Origin of the sequence: Pseudarcicella hirudinis (assembly GCF_900115665.1) — a bacterium.
GTDB classification, from domain to species: Bacteria; Bacteroidota; Bacteroidia; order Cytophagales; family Spirosomataceae; genus Pseudarcicella; species Pseudarcicella hirudinis.
The window spans coordinates 192,680-212,286 of record NZ_FOXH01000005.1 but is presented as its reverse complement, the minus strand read 5'-3'; the positions used below and the strand labels follow the sequence as shown (position 1 = coordinate 212,286).

At 39.5% G+C, this 19,607-nt stretch carries 14 protein-coding genes and 1 other RNA gene; 12 read left to right on the top strand and 3 right to left on the bottom strand.

The window, feature by feature from the left end:
* Positions 1–35 precede the first annotated feature (35 nt).
* The 7 genes from BM179_RS10860 (at position 36) to trmD (ending at position 8,084) form a co-directional block, all read left to right on the top strand.
* Entirely contained in the window at positions 36–1,451 is a 1,416-nt protein-coding gene (locus tag BM179_RS10860; RefSeq protein WP_177219361.1) for a DUF4403 family protein, read from the top strand.
* A gap of 99 nt (positions 1,452–1,550) precedes the next feature.
* Positions 1,551–1,941, top strand: an RNA gene (gene rnpB / locus BM179_RS10855) — RNase P RNA component class A.
* 636 nt (positions 1,942–2,577) lie between these two features.
* Positions 2,578–4,653, top strand: coding sequence for a S9 family peptidase (locus BM179_RS10850; protein ID WP_092016644.1), 2,076 nt, complete (start codon positions 2,578–2,580; stop codon positions 4,651–4,653).
* A gap of 73 nt (positions 4,654–4,726) precedes the next feature.
* The gene (locus BM179_RS10845) at positions 4,727–6,040 is read left to right on the top strand and encodes a DUF418 domain-containing protein (protein ID WP_092016642.1); all 1,314 of its coding nucleotides are present in this window, start codon (positions 4,727–4,729) and stop codon (positions 6,038–6,040) included.
* 154 nt (positions 6,041–6,194) lie between these two features.
* Positions 6,195–6,728, top strand: a complete 534-nt coding sequence (locus tag BM179_RS10840) for a 30S ribosomal protein S16 (RefSeq protein ID WP_092016639.1) — start codon at positions 6,195–6,197, stop codon at positions 6,726–6,728.
* Positions 6,729–6,860: 132 nt separating this feature from the next.
* Positions 6,861–7,388, top strand: a complete 528-nt coding sequence (gene rimM, locus BM179_RS10835; protein WP_092016637.1) for a ribosome maturation factor RimM — start codon at positions 6,861–6,863, stop codon at positions 7,386–7,388.
* Between the two features lie 12 nt (positions 7,389–7,400).
* Positions 7,401–8,084, top strand: a complete 684-nt coding sequence (gene trmD / locus BM179_RS10830; RefSeq protein ID WP_092016634.1) for a tRNA (guanosine(37)-N1)-methyltransferase TrmD — start codon at positions 7,401–7,403, stop codon at positions 8,082–8,084.
* A 99-nt stretch (positions 8,085–8,183) separates the two neighbouring features.
* Here trmD and BM179_RS10825 read toward each other — a convergent pair whose 3' ends face one another.
* Positions 8,184–9,470: an O-acetylhomoserine aminocarboxypropyltransferase/cysteine synthase family protein gene (locus tag BM179_RS10825; protein WP_092016632.1), complete on the bottom strand. Its 1,287-nt coding sequence runs from the start codon at positions 9,468–9,470 to the stop codon at positions 8,184–8,186.
* A gap of 762 nt (positions 9,471–10,232) precedes the next feature.
* Here BM179_RS10825 and BM179_RS10820 point away from each other — a divergent pair.
* Positions 10,233–13,796: an SdrD B-like domain-containing protein gene (locus BM179_RS10820; protein WP_092016629.1), complete on the top strand. Its 3,564-nt coding sequence runs from the start codon at positions 10,233–10,235 to the stop codon at positions 13,794–13,796.
* 93 nt (positions 13,797–13,889) lie between these two features.
* Here the strand turns inward: BM179_RS10820 and BM179_RS10815 are convergent, their stop codons facing one another.
* On the bottom strand, positions 13,890–14,831 hold the full coding sequence (locus BM179_RS10815; protein ID WP_092016627.1) for a hypothetical protein: 942 nt from the start codon (positions 14,829–14,831) through the stop codon (positions 13,890–13,892).
* Positions 14,832–15,119: 288 nt separating this feature from the next.
* Between BM179_RS10815 and BM179_RS10810 the strand changes: the two genes are divergently transcribed.
* Both BM179_RS10810 and BM179_RS10805 read left to right on the top strand, forming a co-directional pair.
* A complete protein-coding gene (locus BM179_RS10810; protein ID WP_092016625.1) occupies positions 15,120–16,031 on the top strand; it encodes a cyanophycinase in 912 nt (303 codons plus the stop codon).
* Positions 16,032–16,204: 173 nt separating this feature from the next.
* A complete protein-coding gene (locus BM179_RS10805; protein ID WP_092016623.1) occupies positions 16,205–17,152 on the top strand; it encodes a glycoside hydrolase family 43 protein in 948 nt (315 codons plus the stop codon).
* Positions 17,153–17,219: 67 nt separating this feature from the next.
* On the opposite strand, the gene BM179_RS10800 is transcribed toward BM179_RS10805, so the two are convergent.
* A complete protein-coding gene (locus BM179_RS10800) occupies positions 17,220–17,819 on the bottom strand; it encodes a dTDP-4-dehydrorhamnose 3,5-epimerase family protein (RefSeq protein ID WP_092016621.1) in 600 nt (199 codons plus the stop codon).
* Between the two features lie 17 nt (positions 17,820–17,836).
* Here BM179_RS10800 and BM179_RS10795 point away from each other — a divergent pair, with 17 nt between their 5' ends.
* Together BM179_RS10795 and BM179_RS10790 are read left to right on the top strand one after the other, a co-directional pair.
* The gene (locus tag BM179_RS10795; protein WP_229632938.1) at positions 17,837–18,763 is read left to right on the top strand and encodes a Gfo/Idh/MocA family protein; all 927 of its coding nucleotides are present in this window, start codon (positions 17,837–17,839) and stop codon (positions 18,761–18,763) included.
* The gene (locus BM179_RS10790; protein WP_092016619.1) at positions 18,760–19,596 is read left to right on the top strand and encodes a glycosyltransferase family 2 protein; all 837 of its coding nucleotides are present in this window, start codon (positions 18,760–18,762) and stop codon (positions 19,594–19,596) included. Before BM179_RS10795 ends, BM179_RS10790 begins: the two co-directional genes overlap by 4 nt.
* Positions 19,597–19,607: the final 11 nt, after the last annotated feature.

Sequence of the window (19,607 nt, the reverse complement as noted above, 5' to 3'; positions counted from 1 at the left end):
TGTATCACGATTCCGGAAATCGTGTTTCAACTCAAATGAAAAATCTATTAATTTTCTCAATTGCCGCGCTGATATTGCAGAGTTGTGCAAGTTCGAAAAATTCAACAACCCAAATCACCGACCCGAAAGCCCCGAAAGAAGCTTATAGTTATAACGGAAAGCAAGTGGAAAAGTATCTCTCAACAATCAGTGTTCCTTTCGAAATATCAATGACAGATGTTGAAAAACAAATCAACAACAATGTTAAAGAATTGATTTTTGAAGATAACAGCATGGATGATAATAACTTCGACAATTTTATGTGTCGGGTTACCAAAAAACAAAATATCTCTGTAACAGCTGAAAATCAATCTTTTGTATTCAATGTGCCTTTGAAAATCTGGGTGAAGGTTGGTTATAAAGTGATGGGGATTTCTATTCCGGCGCAGGAGCTGAACTTCGAAATGAATGTAAAATTTGGTTCTCAGTTCAGCATTTCACCTAACTGGGAAGCCAATGTAAAAAGTTACCCGATTGGTTATGAATGGGTGAAAAAACCGACAATCCGTCTGGCGGGAGTTGATATTCCGGTAGGTGTTTTGGTAGAAAAAGCACTTAATTCAAAACAGGATGCTATTTTAAAGTCGTTGGATGAAGCAGTCCGTAAAAACGTAGAAATCAAGAAATATGTAATTCAAGCCTGGAATACTGCTTCTCAGCCTTATTTACTTTCAGAAAAATATCGTACCTGGTTGAAAGTGACTCCGGTTGATCTGGTAATGACTCCTATTACCACGGTAAACAATAAAGTGAAAGCCACGATCGGGATTCATGCCTATACAGAAACAATAACGGGCGGAAAACCTGTTGTGCAGAACGTAAGTGCCATTCCTGATTTAAAGCCTGTACCAAGCGTTCCGGAAGATTTTCAGGTCGCTATCATCTCTGATATTTCTCTGACCGAAGCCACGAAACTTACCGCAGATACTTTGGTTGGGCAAAAGTTTTCTTTCAAAGAAGGTAAATACAATGTAGAGGTTACCGGAGTTGATATTTACGGAAATCAGGACAAGATGATTATTAAAGCAGGTTTAAAAGGGAGTTTAAACGGGAATATTTATTACAAAGGCATTCCGGCTTATAATCCTGCCAATAAAACAGTGTATCTTGAAAATTTTGATTATGATCTTGAAACCAAGAATATCCTGATCCGAACTGCTAACTGGATCTTGCAGGGTAAACTTGGCCGGAATATGAAAGAAGCACTTACTTTCCAGATGGGTGGCCAGATTGACGAAATAAAGAAGCAGATTCAGGCTAACCTGAGCAACAATAAAGTGGCAAAAGGAATTGTATTGAATGGCAAAATAGAAGAACTATCACCTGATAAAGTGTATCTGACGCCAAATTCAATCATTGCCGTAATTCTGGCAAAAGGTAAATTGAATTTGCAGGTTGACGGACTTGATTAATAAGCGTTTAGCTTACAATTGGTTAGTGTCAGCCGAAGACCTGTCATAAATGAAACCGGCTTGGTCTTGATTACTGCCTGTAAAATGTGTAATTTTGCAGAAATAAGTCGTCTTATCGCCTTTGCTTGCAGGGGAGGAAAGTCCGAACAACACAGAGCATCATGCTTCCTAACGGGAAGGTACTTAACTGGTGACGGTTTTGTAACAGACAGTGCCACAGAAAATTACCGCCCTTTTGGCTTGCTGAGAGGGTAAGGGTGAAAAGGTAGAGTAAGAGCCTACCGCTCGGCTGGTGACAGCAGAGGCATAGGTAAACCTCATGCGTTGAAAGACCAAATAGGCTGATTGCTCAGTAAGAAATTACTGTAAAAGGGCTGCTCGCCCGAAGTCAGCGGGTAGGTTGATAGAGGCAGTAGGTGACTACTGTTCGAGATAAATGATAAGACTATCTTCGGGTAGACAGAATTCGGCTTATAGACTTATTTTATTTTTAGCACAAACTTTTTCCAGATTCAAATGGCTAAAGTTTGTGCTATTTTTTTGAGAAATCACTTCACCATGGTCCGTGGCGCACGGACCACCCAACTCTGTCCGTAGTCTTTTTGACTACTGATAATCTATGGAAAGAGTGTCTGTGACACGGGGAGTACCCATTAATTTCATTTTATCATTTTTTTCTCAGTCCTTACTCTTCCTGATTTACCGTGTCAGAGACAATTTATTCATTTGCAATCCGTAGAGTTCCGCAGGGCTCTACGGACAGGGTTTGTACAGATTATCTTCATTTTATATTTTTTCTCAGTCCTTACTCTTTCTGGTTTACCATGTCAGAGACAAATTATTCATTTGTAATCCGTAGATCCCTTCACCGTGGTCCATGGCTCACAGACCATTTGCCTTTTGAATTTATGCTCTGCGTGTCACAGACCATGGATTAAGGAATGATAATATCCAGCATTAAAAGGTTGCAAATCTAAAACTCAGGAAGTTTTATAGCCTCAAATTGCTATATTTATGAAAAGTTATCTCATCAACCTAAATTATCAAATTTATTGCCGGAAGGGAGTCTGATGATTCCATTATCAGGATTATTGAAAGTTTTCCGGCAAAATAACTAAAGCTATCTATGAAAAAAATCTGTACTTCGCTCTGTTTATTACTGCTGTCTCTACAAGTATTTGCACAATTTTCACTGGAACAAATTCTCAATTCACCTTTCCCGACAGAGCTGAAAGCTTCCCCTTCCGGAAACAAGATTGTCTGGGTTTTTAACCAGCAAGGGTCAAGAAATGTCTTTATAGCTGAAGGACCTGATTTTAAGGCCAGACAATTAACGGCTTATGAAGGTGACAACGGACAGGAAATAAATAGTCTGGCTTTTACCCCGGATGGTAATTCTGTCATCTTCCTGAGAGGAGGTGCCAGTAATTCGAGCGGTGAGATACCTAATCCGACTCAGACTCAGGAAGGTATTGACCGTGCTATTTATGTAATCGGAACGGATGGAAAAAACCTGAAAAAGCTGGCTCAGGGTTTTTATCCTAAAATTTCGCCTAAAGGAGATGTTCTGGTCTATTTATCGGCCGGACAAGTCTGGACTGTGCCTATGGATGGTTCCAAAGCCGGTGTGAAATTATTTCAATCCAGAGGAACACAAAATAGTATTCGCTGGTCGCCTGATGGACAGCAGATAGCATTTATCAGTGGGAGAGGAGATCATAGTTTTGCAGGGATTTATGATTTTAATACAAAGAGTATCAGATTTTTAGACCCCAGTGTGGATGGAGATACAGATCCGGTCTGGTCTCCTGATGGCAAATCGGTAGCCTTTATCCGTGTTCCGTTTTCTAAAGACGCCCTGATATTCGGGCCTGAAAGAGAGTCAAATCCCTGGTCGATCCGGGTGGCAGATGTTGAGACCGGAAAAGGAAGAGAAATCTGGAAAGCTAAAGAAGGAAAAGGAAGTGCCTTTTTTACAGGAGCATTGGTAGCTGAAAATCATTTGTTCTGGACTGCGGATAATTACCTGGTTTTTGGTTATGAAGGGGACGGTTGGCATCATCTGTACTCAATTAGCGGCAACGGGGGAGAAGCCCGTCTCTTAACACCTAATGAGGGGGAAGTAGAATATGCAGGTCTTTCAGCAGATAAGAAAACCATCATTTATAACGGAAATATCGGCGATATAAACCGACGTCATATCTGGCAGGTCGCTGCCGCAGGGGGAAATCCTAAACTACTCACTCCCGGGCGGGGAATAGAATGGTCTCCGGTTCAGATGGCTGACAATCAGATTGTTTTTCTTCGTTCCGACGCAACCGTTCCGGCTCGTCCGGCTGTTCTTGCTAAATCCGGTGCAATAAAAGACCTTTCTCCTGAATTGATTCCCTCAGAATTTCCCTCTTCGCAACTTGTGCAGCCTCAGGCTGTGATTTTAACGGCAACAGATGGAATGAAAATACACGGACAGCTTTTCCTGCCTGGAAACCATAAAAACGGGGAAAAACACCCTGCGGCAATATTCTTCCACGGAGGATCAAGAAGGCAGATGTTACTGGGGTTTAATTATGGAGAATATTATCACAAAGCTTATGCGATGAATCAATACCTTGCCAGCAAAGGATATGTGGTTTTAATGGTTAATTACAGATCAGGAATAGGATACGGCATGGAATTCAGAGAGGCGCTGAATTATGGTGCTACAGGAGCGAGTGAATATAATGACGTAGTGGGAGCAGGGTTGTTTCTGAAAAACCGTGAAGATGTTGACGGCACTAAAATCGGATTATGGGGAGGTTCTTACGGAGGGTATCTGACAGCATTGGGACTGGCAAAAGCTTCTGATTTATTTGCCGCAGGAGTTGATTTGCATGGCGTTCATGACTGGAATGTAGTTGTTAAAAACTTTATACCTTCTTATGACGCCAATAAAAGACAGGAATGGGCTAAAATTGCCTATCAATCTTCACCCCTGCCTTTTGTAAATACCTGGAAATCCCCTGTTTTACTGATTCATGGAGATGATGACAGAAATGTGCCGTTTTCGGAATCTGTAACGCTGGCGGAGGCTTTGAGAAAGAATCATGTTTATTTCGAGCAGATTGTATTTCCGGATGAAGTGCATAGCTTTTTACTGCATCGGAACTGGCTGGAAGCCTATAAAGCATCCAGTGCTTTTTTCGATAAATTCCTGAAGAAATAAGACATTCTGTACAGGAAAACAGTAATACTCATTAAACGATGTTATGCTATAATTAATTTAACTTACCATTTTTATGCAGCAAGGTCAGGCCTCATTGTGGCCAATTGAAAAAACAGAGAGGATTCAGTCAATCGATATGATTCGGGGGGTAGCACTTTTGGGAATACTGCTGATGAATATTGAGAGTTTTGGTTATTTTCATGAATATGTTGAAAATCCGGTCATTTACGGAGGAACTTCAGGAATCAATTATTGGGTCTGGTGGGTGATAACGGTTGTTTTTGAAGGGAAAATGCGGGGATTATTTTCAATGTTATTTGGGGCTAGTGTGATATTACTTACTTCGAAAAAAGAAACGGAGGGTCTTTCTGTTGCAGATGTATATTACCGACGTTTACTGTGGCTGTTGGTTTTTGGGTTAATTAACGCTTATATTTTACTGTGGCCGGGAGATATTTTATATGCTTATGCCATTTGCGGTTTGTTTCTTTTTCCTTTCCGTAAAATGAAACCGGTTTATTTAATCATCTGCGGTGTTTTGTTTCTGTGCAAGGATGTTGTTCAGTCTCAAATGGAATTTCAGGAACGTAAGGAACTGAGAAGAGAATACGTGGAAACGCAGAAATTGCAAAAGACCGGAAAGAAGCTCAGTGAAAAACAGAAGCAATCAGTACAGAAGTGGGAAGAATTTGAGAAAAGCACCAGGTTTGATCCCAAAAAAATAAAAGAAAATGATGCCCTCATGTTATCCGGTTACGGAACAATTTTTGGTTTTTGTTTTAAATTAAATCAGGAACTTCAATCCTCTGAATTTTATAATGAAACCTTCTGGGATTGCATCGGTATGATGCTTATCGGAATGGGTCTGATGAAAATCGGAGTATTTTCCGGTAAATTAAAAACAAAAGAATATCTCTGGCTTATGTTAATTGGCTATGGCATCGGGATTCCGATGGGTATTTTTGTGGCATTTCAGGAACTGTCCTTTTTCCGGGATGCGGTAGCCTTTATCGATCTTAATACGATTGATACCGTAAGTGCTACGTATGAACCCCGACGCCTGTTTATTACTGCCGGTCATGTAGGTTTGCTGATGCTGATTTTTAAATCGGGTTGGTTTAAAGGATTTGCTAAAGTTTTGTCTTCTGTCGGACAAATGGCTTTTACCAATTATCTGATGCAAAGTGTGCTTTGTACTTTGTTTTTTTATGGATATGGCTTAGGGTATTTCGGCAAACTTCAGCGATATGAATTATATCTGGTGGTATTATCAGTTTGGATTATTCAACTGATATGGAGCAATATATGGCTCAGAAATTTCAGACTCGGGCCTCTGGAATGGCTTTGGAAATCTCTGACCTATGCCCGGAAGCAGCCAATCCGATAAGGCAGATTTCAGTCCTCTCAGAGAAAGTCCCGGTAATAAATAAAAATTATTAGGGCATCATTGTTAATTGTGAAGATTTTTTGTACCTTTGCACCCTAATTCAGTAATACCATAACAACCGAAGGACGGGTTCCTTCACAAATAAACACAGAAAATGGCTGTAAAAATCAGATTAGCACGTCGTGGACGTAAGAAATTAGCAATGTTCGATGTAGTTGTTTCGGATGCAAGAGCTCCCCGTGACGGTCGTTTCATTGAGAAATTGGGAACTTACAATCCTAATACAAACCCTGCGACAATCAATATTAATGATGATAAAGCATTTACTTGGGTGATGAATGGTGCTCAACCAACTGATACTGTAAAAGCTATTTTGTCATACAGAGGTGTTTTGTTGAAAAAACATTTACAGGTAGGTGTTAACAAAGGTGCTATTACTCAAGAAGCTGCTGACGCTAAATTCAACGAATGGAAGTCAACAAAAGATGCTAAAATCAGTGGAAAAGCGGATAGCGTAGTAGCTAAGAAAGATGCTGATAAAAAAGCAAGATTAGAGGCGGAAGCTAAAGTTTCTGCGGCTCGTGCTGAAGCTATTGCAAAGAAAAATGTAGTAGAAGAAGAAGCTCCTGCTGTTGAGGAAGTTGCTGCTGAAGCGGAAGCTCCTGCTGCAGAAGAAGCTGCTGAGTAATCAGATAGATTTTAACAAGGAATGGTACAAATCAGTTTTAATAACGGGTTTGTATCATTTTTTGTTTCTGACAATTTCTGTTTAAAAATCACACTCGTATTCTGATTTGATTTTACAATTCTGTTTTGAATTATGACTAAAAACGAATGTTATGAGTTAGGTAGAATTACCAAAACTCATGGAATAAAAGGTGAAGTAAATATCTGGCTGGATGTTGACTTCCCGGATGAATATGAAGACCTTGAAAGTGTTTTTGTCGACATTAAGGGCGAACTCGTTCCCTATTTTGTTCAGAAAATACTGATTCGCCCTAATCAGACTATTGTGCAGTTTGAAGATGTTGATACTTTCGAAAAAGCGGAAGCCCTGCTTGGAGCAAGTCTGTATCTTCCTTTGGACGTACTTCCTGATTTGGAAAAAGATCAGTTTTATTACCATGAAATTGTTGGTTTTCAGGTAGTTGATAAAAAACTAGGTGTTTTAGGAACCGTGAATACGGTTTATTCAATGCAGGTGCAGGATTTGGTTTCAATGGATTATCAGTCTAAAGAAGTCTTAATTCCGGTTTCTGACAGTATTGTACTTTCTGCAGATAAAGCACAAAAAATATTGAATGTTGATTTACCTGATGGGTTGATTGATGTTTACCTTTCTGAATAGAGAATAATAATCATGCGGATAGATATAATTTCGGTAGTACCTAAGTTAATGGAAAGCTTTTTTGCCCATTCAATTCTGAAAAGAGGGCAGGAGGCAGGACATGTTGAGGTTGTTTTACATGATCTGAGAGATTATTCTGTCAATAAGCACAGACAGGTTGATGATTATGCCTTTGGCGGAGGGGCAGGAATGGTTTTAGGAATAGAACCGATTGCCCGTTGTATCAGAGCTTTGCAAAGTGAGAGAACCTATGATGAGGTGATTTATATGACTCCCGATGGTGAAACATTTAACCAGAGAATTGCTAATCAATTGTCATTGGGTGGAAATCTGATCTTTCTTTGCGGACATTATAAAGGTGTGGATCAGCGGGTTAGAGATTTATTTATTACCAGAGAGATTTCAATCGGAGATTATGTGCTTTCCGGAGGAGAACTGGCTGCGGCAGTTTGTGCTGACGCAATTATCAGGTTATTGCCAGGTGTTTTGAATGATGAGACTTCTGCTCTGACCGATTCGTTTCAGGATAATTTACTGGCTCCGCCGGTTTATACCAGACCTGCAGAATTTGAAGGTTCAAAGGTTCCGGAAATTCTTTTGTCGGGGCACGAAGCCAAAATTACAGACTGGCGTTTTAGCCAGGCTATTGAAAGAACCAGGACCAGAAGACCGGATTTGCTGGAAGGAATGGAATAGAAACAATTTTACAGGATACTAAAAAAGCGGTCGGAACGTAATAATTCCGACCGCTTTTTATATGAAGAAAACGTAAGAAACGCTTCTTTTTCATGAAAACTACAATTGAGCGAAAGCCTGCTCAATGTCGGCTTTTATGTCATCAATGTGTTCAATTCCTACCGAAATTCTGAGAGAACTCGGATCAACACCTGCTGAAATCTGTTCTTTTTCAGAAAGCTGCGAATGGGTTGTTGAAGCAGGGTGAATAATGAGTGTTTTGGCATCTCCCACATTCGCCAGATGGCTGATAAGTTTAAGGCTATTGACAAATTTTTCAGCTCTGGCCTTATCACCTTTTAGTTTGAAAGAGAAAACTCCGCCAAATGCTCTTGTAAGATACTTTTTAGCTAATTCGTGGTATGGACTGGTTTCGAGACCCGGGTAATTAACACTTTCAACTTCCGGATGTGACTGAAGCCATTTGGTAAGGTTCAGCGCATTTTCTCCGATTCTTTCTACTCTCAGGCTAAGTGTTTCCAGACCTTGCAGCAACAGGAATGAATTAAACGGACTTTGTGAAGGCCCCCAATCGCGTAAACCTTCCACTCTTGCTCTGATAATAAACTGAATATTGCCAAAAGGACCATTTAGTCCGAAGACATCATTTAAAACCAAACCATGATAACTTGGTGAAGGTTCTGTAAACTGCGGGAATTTGCCATTGCCCCAGTTATAAGTTCCGGCATCAACAATCACTCCGCCCATTGTTGTTCCATGTCCTCCGATCCATTTTGTAGCAGATTCTACAATGATATTGGCTCCGAACTGAATCGGCTTGCAGATAGCTCCGCCAGCACCAAAAGTATTATCGACGATCAAAGGAAGATCATATTTTTGAGCCAGTTTGGCAAAAGCTTCAAAATCAGGTACATTGAAACCAGGGTTTCCGATGGTTTCCAGATAAATCGCTTTGGTTTTTTCATCAATCAGAGCCTCAAACGATTCTACTTTATCGCCGTCAGCAAAACGTGCTTCCACCCCGATATTTCTGAAAGAGTTTTTAAACTGGTTATAAGAACCTCCGTAAAGAAAAGAAGTTGTTACAAAATTGTCACCAACTGTTGTAATATTATTAATGGCAACGAATTGGGCAGCATGTCCTGAAGAAACCGCAAGTGCTGCTACGCCACCTTCCAGTGCTGCTATACGCTTTTCAAAAACATCATTGGTCGGGTTCATAATCCGGGTGTAAATATTCCCGAATTCCTTTAACGCAAACAAATTTGCACCATGCTCTGAATTTTTAAACTGATAAGCGGTTGTCTGATAAACAGGTACTGCTCTGGAATTTGTGGTTGGATCAACTTCTTGCCCTGCGTGTAATTGGAGTGTTTCGAAATTCATGAGATTGTAAATTGGTTTATGGTTTTATTCTATAATGTCTATAGGCAAAGTTATGTATATTTTTAACAAAAGAAATACTAATGCTTTATTATTGAGTAAAAGACGGGGACAAAATGTAAGAGTTTCGTAAAATTACGATAATTTAGCATGGATAGAACTCCAAAATGCAGCTTTTTATTTCGTATTTCAACAAATAAAAATTAAGAAATTAATGGCAAATATTTGCATTTCAGACAAATATACTATATTGCAGATTCAAATCAATTTCGGGAAACAGGGTAGGTGGTTTACATGAAGGAAAGAATCTTTCGTGACAGATTGTTTACGTTCTAAAATATTTAAAAATAAAACAAAGTAAGGATTATAATTCAGAAAGCTCGGCGTCTGTGACGTTGGGCTTTTTTGTTTTACTTAATCGTATTTCATGTTCTGATAAAATAGATTTAACCATTATTTCATATAAAAAATCATTGATATTTTCTGATCAAACCCTGTAAATAATGATTGGCATAAATTTTGTCAATAGATACTCTGAATTGATTAAGGCCACTATTCCGGAGTAATTTCTCCCAAAACCTTCAGTAATCAATTTCAGAAAGTAATCTTGCAAAAAAAAGATGTTTTGGCTGGTAAATAATTGACTGTGAGGGTTGTATGCTCTCATAGGCTGGTTTTACATGTGTTATATTTATCAGGACAGATTATCATGCAGGGATTACTCAGATTATCGGGTAAGTGATACCGTTATTAGAGCAGGATATAATGAGCACACCAGCATTAACAGATTTCAGAAAATGCATTAAAATAATAACCCTGATTATAATTTCTTTATTCTCAGGAGAAACCCATGCCCAGGTTTCGAAAATCTCAGGAATGGTTTTTCAGGATTATAATGCAAATGGCATCAAAGATGGAGGAGAACCTTCTGTGTCAGGAGTAACCGTTAATGTATATGATGCCACGGGATCCGTAACCGGAACTGCAAATAGTGCTGCAGATGGATCTTATGCTATTACATCTTCTTTTACAGGGCCGTTTAAGGTTGTTTTCAGTAATATTCCTTCAGGTTTTTTTCCGGGATTTTCAGGGCCCGGAAATGGTACTTCTCTTCAATTTATTGCCGGAAACACCGGAATTGCAAATCTGGGAATCTATAATCCGCAGAATGATTACTGCAAATCTGATCCGGATTTTGCTGTTCCTGTATATGTAAATGGTGACCCTCTGGGAGGAGGCACTGCGGGTGAAGAACCAGCCTTAATTTACCTGCCTTATCATTCAGGATTCAATCCGGTTAAAACTGTTCTGGCCAGACAAAAAGAAATCGGGGTGGTGTGGGGACTTGCCTTTCAGAAAGAAAGTAACAAACTGGTTTCTGCGGCCTTCGTCAAGCGACATGCAGGTTTGGGGCCTCTGGGGATCGATGGTCTTTATATCAGTGACTATAAAACTCAAACCACTGGCAATTATTTTAAACTGAGCAATATAGATCCGGCTATTTCTGCGGGAACAGATCCGCACGCAGGTCTGGACAAAGATATGCTCGTTGCAAACTATGATTCAGAGACGTATAAATGGATAGGTAAAACCGGATTAGGAGGGATTGATTTTTCTGAAGACGGTTCGATTTTATATGTGGTTAACGTTTTTGAGAAAAAGTTATATGAGTTCCCGGTTGGCATTCCCGCCTCTGTTCCGACGAAATATAATCGGTATGACATTCCAACTCCCACCGGAGCCGACTCAAGACCTTTTGCCCTGAAGTTTTACAAAGGCAAAATATATGTGGGAGTAACCTGTACCAATGAAAGCATCGCTCCGGATACTACCGGTATGAAGGGAATTGTATACGAAATGACTCCTCAGGATTTTGGTGGCGGAAATAATAGTTTTGATGAACTTGGCTTTAAAAAAGTCCTTGAAATACCATTTACTTACAAAAAAGGAGAAAGTTTTACCGGAACACCATTTAGTTCACACTGGTATCCCTGGAAAAGTGATTATTTCAGTACTCCCTTTCAAAACCAGATTGGTGCAGATACAGTAGGTACCAGATTGTATCCTCAACCGTGGCTGACAGATATCGAATTTGATGACCATGATAACATGCTGTTAGGAATCAAAGACAGAACGGCTGATCAGATTGGTAACAGAAATTATATTCCGGATCCGATATTTACTTCCTCTTCATTAATCCGGACTCAGGGAGTAGGGGATCTGCTCGTGGCAGGACCATGCGGGCCTGACGGAACGTATATTTTAGAAAATAACGCTTCTGTCTGCGGTGGACCTGCTACGGGAGGTAAAGATAATAATCAGGGGCCGGGTGGCGGTGAATTCTATTTTCAGGATGATATGTTGCTTCATCAGGAAACCAGTCTTGGAGGAATTGCCGTTTTAAAAGGAAGTAATGAAGTAATAACCAACATGGTTGACCCCATATATTTCTGGACAAACGGGGTTCGGATGTATGACAATACCTCGGGCCAGGGAGTTGGGATGATTGAAATATTGCCTTCCAATAAAACCGTGGCTTCTTTTGGGAAATCGGCCAGTCTGGGGGACATAGAACTGCTGATGCAATGTGGTAATCCTCCGATTGAAATCGGAAACAGAATCTGGATTGATTCAAATAATAATGGATTTCAGGATCCGGGTGAAAGCGGACTCGAAGGCGTGACACTTGATCTTTACGAAGGAAATACCAAAGTGGGAACGACTATTTCCGGCATTTACGGACAGTATTATTTCAATGATTCTAATGTGCCGGAAGGATTAAAAGCCAACACTGCGTATCAGATCAGAATAACCGGAAGCCAAACAAGACTTACCAGTTATGCTTTGACTAAAATATCGGATAACTCAGATATCTTAACCGATAATGATGCTGTAGCAAGTAACGGAAGTTATATTGTTAACCTGGTTACGGGAAATAAAGGTGAAAATAACCACAGTTTTGACATAGGATTCATTTGTGATTTAAAGCCTGCGGCAGGAGCCAGATCCAATGCAGTATGTTTGAATACAAGCATAGAGTTAACTTCTTCCGGAGGTGATAAGTATGCCTGGACCGGACCGGATAATTTTAGCTCTTTCGAGCAAAATCCAGTTATAAATAATGCCACCAATGCAAAAAGCGGTACTTATAGCGTTACCGTTTATGCCTTAAATGCATCGGGATCAAATCTTTTCAGTAATAGTGGTTTTGATAGTTCCAATGATGATTTTTCTTCAGATTATACTTTTACAGGAGACAATAATCCTGAGACTGATCTTACCGTTAACGGAAAATTTTCTATCATTAAGTTGCCCAATAATGAATTTGTTCCAAGTGGGGTAAAAGACCATACAACTCAGACCTCATCCGGATATGTCCTTTTAGCGAATGGAGCTACGAATGGGAATAGCAGAGTCTGGTATAAAACGATTCCTGTAAAGCCCAATTCCAGGTACAGATTTGCTTTTTCAGTCTTAAATACTTCAATAAGCGGTACGCCCCCTGAGATTGCCGCCTCCGTTAACGGGCAGAATGTAATCCCGGCAAATAACCTTACTACTTATTATCAGGGAACATGGATCGACTTTGAATATATCTGGGATTCCGGAATTAATACGACAGCCACTTTTGCAATTAACGACCCTAATGGCGGAGATGCAGGGAATGATTTTGCTTTGGATGATATCAGTATAATAAGTTATGATGCCTGTGAAAAGAGCGCTTCGGTATTGGTGAATGTAATTACAGTACCGGATGGTGGACCGGACTTAGCGGTTTGTTCCCCATCCGAAACTGCAAAACTACCGAATCCTACAGCGGGACAGACCTGGAATATGGTCTTAAATCCTTCCGGCTCAAATCCGGCAATTACTCCGGATGGCCAGGTTTCGGGAATGAATATCGATGGCATTTACAGATTTTCTTTGTCTCAGGACGGTTGTACTTCGTCGGATACGGTTCAGATTATTCGCAGATCAGCTCCCGCATTTAATCTGGCGATTTTTCAGGGAGGCTGCAATGGTGGAAATTCTTTAAACAATGCCACCATCAGCATTGTAAATGCCGGTAATCCTGCTGACAGATATGATATAATTGAGGGATCAGTTTATAACGGCACCAAAGATTTTAATACAGCTTCCTCTGTTCCGCAAGACGGCATTATTCTTCAGAATATAACTAATCCAATAGGGTCTGTTTCTTATACTGTTCGGATTTTCACACAAAATAATTGCTATTCCGATAAAACAATAACCTTACAACATGTTGATTGTGGATGCAACGCACTCTGCCTTCCCTTTAACGTTAGTAAAACACTAACTGCAAAATAGTATAATTTAAAGAAAACAAAGTAAGGAATAGAGTATTTAAAGGCCGTCTTTTTAAGTTGGCCTTTTTAGTATGTCCACTCCGTACAGAATTGGCTAGTTGTAAATAAAGCCAACCTGCCAGCTTTGTTTTTTCTTTTTGGAAGGTTCTATGGTACTGATATTCAGTGTGATAAAATCTTTGTCTGTGGAGGCACTGAAACTGTTGACAGCTGCTGGTTGCTCAACCCAGTTTCTGGTTAAAACCTGTAATTGTTTCTTGATTTTCTCAAAGTAATTCTGTACGTCCTCCTGATTCTCTGATTCAAATAAGGTAGTTTTAAAATTAGCGGTTTGTCCTCCGTTATCTACCACTATCTGAGCATTTTTACCGGAAATTAATTCAAATTTTGCCAGATAACGTTCAATCCCGACTGCTTTATCCTTCTTGTCTTTTTTGATTTTATCGCCGTAAATGTCTTTGAAATTGTTCTTCTTAAGGTCTGTCAGCGCTTTGAATTTAGAAGCAAATTCCGGATCCAGAGAGGCTTCAATGGCTTTAGGTGTGGTAATGGTTTTTACAAGACGGTAAGTTCCGGTTTGCTGAGCGTCCATTGATGTTGCCAAAAGAGTATATACTCCGGATTTTGGTGCTACATAATGAAATTTGTTAAAACTTGCTCCCGAAAACGGGTTAGAATCATAGCTGAATTCAGTAGTTTCCTTAGGATCAGGTTTTTTGAAACCCAGCATTACACGGAAACTATTCGAAAAATGTTCAATAAACAACTCTTCTCCCGCTTTCAGATTAATGCTGTATGAATCATAATAGGTTTTCTGACCGTTTTGAGAAGCTACTTTGTCTTTTGCAGTCAAAGTACCATTCACTTCATCACGTGCCTGTAAAATACCATTTTTGAGTAGGGTTCTATCTAAAGCGAGACTTGAATCGATAGCTATGGCCTTTTTTCCGGCGGGCTTTTTCCCTGAATTTTTCTTTTGAGCCAGTACTGAAAAAGATAAGGTTATTAAAATAAAGCTAAAAAATACTTTTTTCATTATTTAGTATGGGTTGAATAAATTATTTACCTGCAAGAATGCAAACAAAATGTTAAGAAACAATACCGGAAAGCCGGATTTTACTGATGACTTATTTAACGTGATAGTTTTTCTGAAATTATGACTACAATCCGGGATTTTAATATTGAAAAGGTCTTTCATCTCTTTATTTCCGCCGGATGTCGTTACAAATCAGGAAATTCTGTTTTTTGATTTTGAAATAGCGGCATGTATTTATTTACTTGCATAGTTTTGAATGGAGCGTACCGGATCCTTTATTAATGAAAAATGAAACAATGTTTGCTTTTCCTGCTACTGCTTGGGTATTATGAGAGTTTTTCTCAAACGCCGATTCAGGTTAATCAGAAATCTGTCACCAGGCATGGCCCCGAAAAAGGCTCCCTTATTATTATCGGAGGGGGAGGGTCAACACCTGAAATCTGGTCAAAATTTGTAGAACTGGCAGGAGGTAAGGAGAAAGCTAAAATTGTGGTTATTACAGCCGCAGCAGGAGATTCTGCAGCCTTTAAAGTCTCAACCGTTGAGATGATAAAAAGGGTCACAGGGATTCAGCAAGTCACCTTACTGCATACCAATAATTTACAGGAAGCCAATAGTGAGAAATTTATAGCTCCCCTGAAAGAAGCAACAGGCGTTTATTTTGAAGGTGGCAGACAGTGGAGAATTGCTGATTCATATTTAAATACGCTGACGCATCAGGCATTTTTTGAGGTATTGAACCGTGGAGGGGTAATAATCGGGACTTCGGCTGGTGCAACGATTCAGGGGTCTTTTCTTTGGAGAGGAGATACCAAAGGCCCTGATATTCTGATTGGAGATCACACCCAGGGACTGGCTTTTCTTAAAAATTCTGTGATAGACCAGCATTTGCTCAGAAGAAACAGACAGTTTGATTTAGTGAATTTTGTCAGACAAAGTCCTGAATTAATAGGAATAGGTCTGGATGAGGCTACCGCTATTTTGGTGCAGAAAGATACCCTGGAGGTGATGGGGAAATCCTATGTAGCTATTTATGATTATAAAACAATTACCGGACAGGCTCAAACATTTTTGAGTAAAGAAGGAGAGCGTAATAACCCCTCTTCTGCCCCTTTCTTTTTTCTGAGTCATGGACAAAAATATGATTTAAAAAACAGAGTTATTCTGAAAGAAAACAAAATAAATCCTAATTCCAAATAGTTCAATCACAGGTTATTCTGTGGCTCACCCTTCAATAAAGAAGGGTGAGTTTTTTTATTCTGGCAAGATTGAGTAGATTTGACACAATTTGGTTTTTATAAAATAAATCCTGGTAATCAGAAAGGGAAAAGGCCCTGAAATCCTGCATTTACTGTTCTTAACTCATTTTATTCATGAAGAATACATTTTTATTAAAGCTTATCTTTTTATGCTGGATACTTCCGACGGGATTAACTTTTGCACAGAAAGAGGTTTATCTTTTCTCTTATTTTGTTAAAAACGGAGAGGATGGTCTGCACTTTTTGTATAGCAAAGATGGCCTGAAATGGGAGGTTTTAAACCAGGGAAAATCCTTTTTGAAACCGGAAATAGGGAAGGACAAATTGATGAGAGATCCTTGTGTTACGCAGTCGGAGGATGGTACATTTCATATGGTTTGGACTAGTGGCTGGAAGGACAGAGAAATAGGTTATGCTTCTTCGAAAGACCTGATAAACTGGTCTGAACAGAAATCTATTCCTGTGATGGAACATGAGCCAACTGCCAAAAACAGTTGGGCTCCGGAAGTTTTCTATGACAAAAAAAAGAAAGAATTCCTGATATTCTGGGCAACCACTATTCCCGGAAGGCATTCTGATGTGGCAGATTCTGAAAGAGAAAAAGGATTGAACCACAGGATTTATTATACGAAAACAAAAGATTTCAGGAAGTTCAGCCCTACTGCAATGTTCTTTAATCCTTCATTTAGTGTGATTGATGCAACGATTTTGGAAAAAGATAAACGTTTTTACATGTTTCTGAAAAATGAAAATCCGAAACCAGCAGAAAAAAATATTCGTGTAACCAGCTCAGATCAGCCGGAAGGGCCTTATCCTGTGGAAGTATCAGCACCAATAACGGGAAACTACTGGGCGGAGGGACCAACGTCTATCCAGATTGGAGAATACGTTTATGTTTATTTTGATAAGTACATGGATCACCTTTACGGAGCTGTGCGCTCTAAAGATCTGAAAGTTTGGGAAGATGTGTCAGCTCTGGTGCAATTTCCGGAAGGTACCAGACATGGTACGGTTTTCAAGGTTTCTTCGAAAGTATTCAGTAAACTTAAAGAAGCCAGATAATCTGAAGAGTAAACATCATAAATTAACCCTGGAAAATAACCCTCACGTGAATACGAGGGTTATTTTTTTATACAGACTCAGAAATACCCGTTGCGATCAGCAATTCGCTTAAGCTGGGAGCGTTTCTGGCTTTTTCTGAAAGAATAGGGTTGATTTCAGGCCAGTTAATATTTAATTCAGGATCTTTCCAGTAACATCCTAAGTTATCATCATCATTATAATGATGATATGCCTCCGAGACCGCCTGAATATGAATAGATTGCCTGAAGAAATACCAGCCATGAATAACTCCTCTCGGAAATATTAAAGCAGACAGTTCGCTGCCATGTAATTCGTAAAGTACTGATTTTCCATAGGTTGGAGACTCTGGTCTCATATCTTTTAGCCCGACAAGACAATGTCCTTCGATCAGGCAGAAATATTCATCATGCCTCAGGTGCAGGTGCATTCCGCGTAAAACATTTTGTTCGGAACGAACAAGACTCCATTGTACGGGGTTAAGAACTGTTCCCCAGTCTTTTTGAAAAATTTCAGTAAAAGAGCCTCTTTCGTCCTCGCTTTCCTTTAAAAAAACTAAATTTGTTTCATGCAATTCAGATCCGGAAAGTAGAATTGATTTTTTGTTCATCGGCTTTAAAAGCGCTTTTAAAGATGCGTTATTAGTCATTAGATATTAATAAATGTGTGAATTTACAAGATAAATTGATTATTGGTATCCTTGGGTGCGGAATTTGGGGGATCAAAATTTTAAAAGAACTGGTTTTAATACAGGAAGCTGAAATCTGGGTTTATGACCCGGATCTCAGTAAACAGACTGCTATTATCGAAGCCGGTGCCAGCAGAATATTAAGTGATTTTCTTGAATTAAGTAATGCGGATGGCATTATAGTGGCAAGTCCGGCGACTACCCATTTCGGTGTTTTGCAGGAGTTAATACCATATAATATTCCCATATTTGTTGAAAAACCACTTACAACTGATCTCAAGGAAGCAAAAGCGCTTTTGAGGATTTCACATGAAAAAATCTTTATAATGCATATCTGGCGGTATCATAAAGGGGTAAAACTTTTGGCTGAAATTGCCGGAAGCGGAGAACTTGGTAAGATTCTTTCATTGAAAACCACAAGAACCAACTGGACAAGCCCCAGGAAAGATACAGATGCTGTCTGGACACTTCTTCCGCATGATCTGAGTATTGCTTTGGAGATTTTTGGGGAAATTCCAGAGCCGAGACTGGCAGTTTCAGAATTGCATAAGGGTATTCCCAGGAGTATGATAGCCATATTCGGAGAGGAACCATTTATGTTTGTGGAAGCTTCAAACAGGTATCTTGATAAAAGAAGAGAAATCAGATTGCAGGGGACACTCGGAACAGCTGTGTTGAAAGATGAAATGATTGATTACATCGAAATCGTGAAAGGAGATGCAAATTCCAGACCGGAGGAGGTAGTTATCGAAAAGCGGAAGTTTGACAATATTTCTCCTCTCAAATTGGAATTGGAGGCATTTATTGGTTATTTAAAAGGAGGAGCAGTTCCTGTGAGTGATTTGAAAGAAGGCGTGGAGGTGATCCGGATAATTCAGCAATTAAGAGAACTGGCTAACATATGAACCCGAAAATTACGATTATTATTCCTACTACCACAGACAGAGGTTTATTGCTGCCCTTAGCCGTCGACAGTATTCTGAATCAGACTGTACAGGAATTTGAAATCTTTATTATTGGAGACGGAATGACGGAAAATTCAAGGTCTGTCATTTTAGAATTGGTGGCTAAAGATGCCAGAATCAGGTTCTTCGATCACCCCAAACATTCCAGAAGAGGAGAAGAATACAGGCATGAGGCACTCAGAACCTGCCGGAGTGAATATGTTACCTATATGTGCGACAGGGATTTACTTTTACCAAATCATTTTCAGAACTTGCTTAATTCTTTCAAAAAGGGCAATTTTATTTCAGTAACACCTTATATGGCCAAAGGAAATGAAATCTTTTATAATGTGATTTCTATGTCATATTTTATGAAAAGAGGAGGAGTACTTTCAGCCGTAGGCCATACTTTAGCATTGTACAGAAAACTCCCTTATGGCTGGAGAACTACACCTGAGGATTTTCCGACTGACGTGTATATGTGGCAGCAATTTTTAAGCCATACGGATTGTGAACCCTTTTATGCGCTGGAAGCTTCACTTTTGTATTTTAAGCGGGGAGATCATCCCGGACTGCCTACTTCTGAAAGATATAAAGAATTGAAATACTGGGTAGAAATAATAAAAAACCCTGCTATTCTGCAGAATTATGAAGAAGATGCCCATCGGAAACTATTGCTCGAATATGTAAAAATACGTACCAGCTGGTTCAGCATTAAGGGCAGGAATATCGGGGAATTGCCTGAAGCGATAATGAATAGAATCGGCCTTATTTTTCAGAAAATATTAAAATAATGTTTGATCAA

What these genes read in the sequence shown, in the direction of transcription:
- BM179_RS10800 (WP_092016621.1), bottom strand. Translation starts at nt 17,819, where the DNA reads ATGACTAATAACGCATCTTTAAAAGCGCTTTTAAAGCCGATGAACAAA.
- BM179_RS10815 (WP_092016627.1), bottom strand. Translation starts at nt 14,831, where the DNA reads ATGAAAAAAGTATTTTTTAGCTTTATTTTAATAACCTTATCTTTTTCA.
- BM179_RS10860 (WP_177219361.1), top strand. Translation starts at nt 36, where the DNA reads ATGAAAAATCTATTAATTTTCTCAATTGCCGCGCTGATATTGCAGAGT.
- trmD (WP_092016634.1), top strand. Translation starts at nt 7,401, where the DNA reads ATGCGGATAGATATAATTTCGGTAGTACCTAAGTTAATGGAAAGCTTT.
- BM179_RS10820 (WP_092016629.1), top strand. Translation starts at nt 10,233, where the DNA reads ATGAGCACACCAGCATTAACAGATTTCAGAAAATGCATTAAAATAATA.
- BM179_RS10805 (WP_092016623.1), top strand. Translation starts at nt 16,205, where the DNA reads ATGAAGAATACATTTTTATTAAAGCTTATCTTTTTATGCTGGATACTT.
- BM179_RS10840 (WP_092016639.1), top strand. Translation starts at nt 6,195, where the DNA reads ATGGCTGTAAAAATCAGATTAGCACGTCGTGGACGTAAGAAATTAGCA.
- BM179_RS10810 (WP_092016625.1), top strand. Translation starts at nt 15,120, where the DNA reads ATGAAACAATGTTTGCTTTTCCTGCTACTGCTTGGGTATTATGAGAGT.
- BM179_RS10825 (WP_092016632.1), bottom strand. Translation starts at nt 9,470, where the DNA reads ATGAATTTCGAAACACTCCAATTACACGCAGGGCAAGAAGTTGATCCA.
- BM179_RS10790 (WP_092016619.1), top strand. Translation starts at nt 18,760, where the DNA reads ATGAACCCGAAAATTACGATTATTATTCCTACTACCACAGACAGAGGT.
- rimM (WP_092016637.1), top strand. Translation starts at nt 6,861, where the DNA reads ATGACTAAAAACGAATGTTATGAGTTAGGTAGAATTACCAAAACTCAT.
- BM179_RS10845 (WP_092016642.1), top strand. Translation starts at nt 4,727, where the DNA reads ATGCAGCAAGGTCAGGCCTCATTGTGGCCAATTGAAAAAACAGAGAGG.
- BM179_RS10850 (WP_092016644.1), top strand. Translation starts at nt 2,578, where the DNA reads ATGAAAAAAATCTGTACTTCGCTCTGTTTATTACTGCTGTCTCTACAA.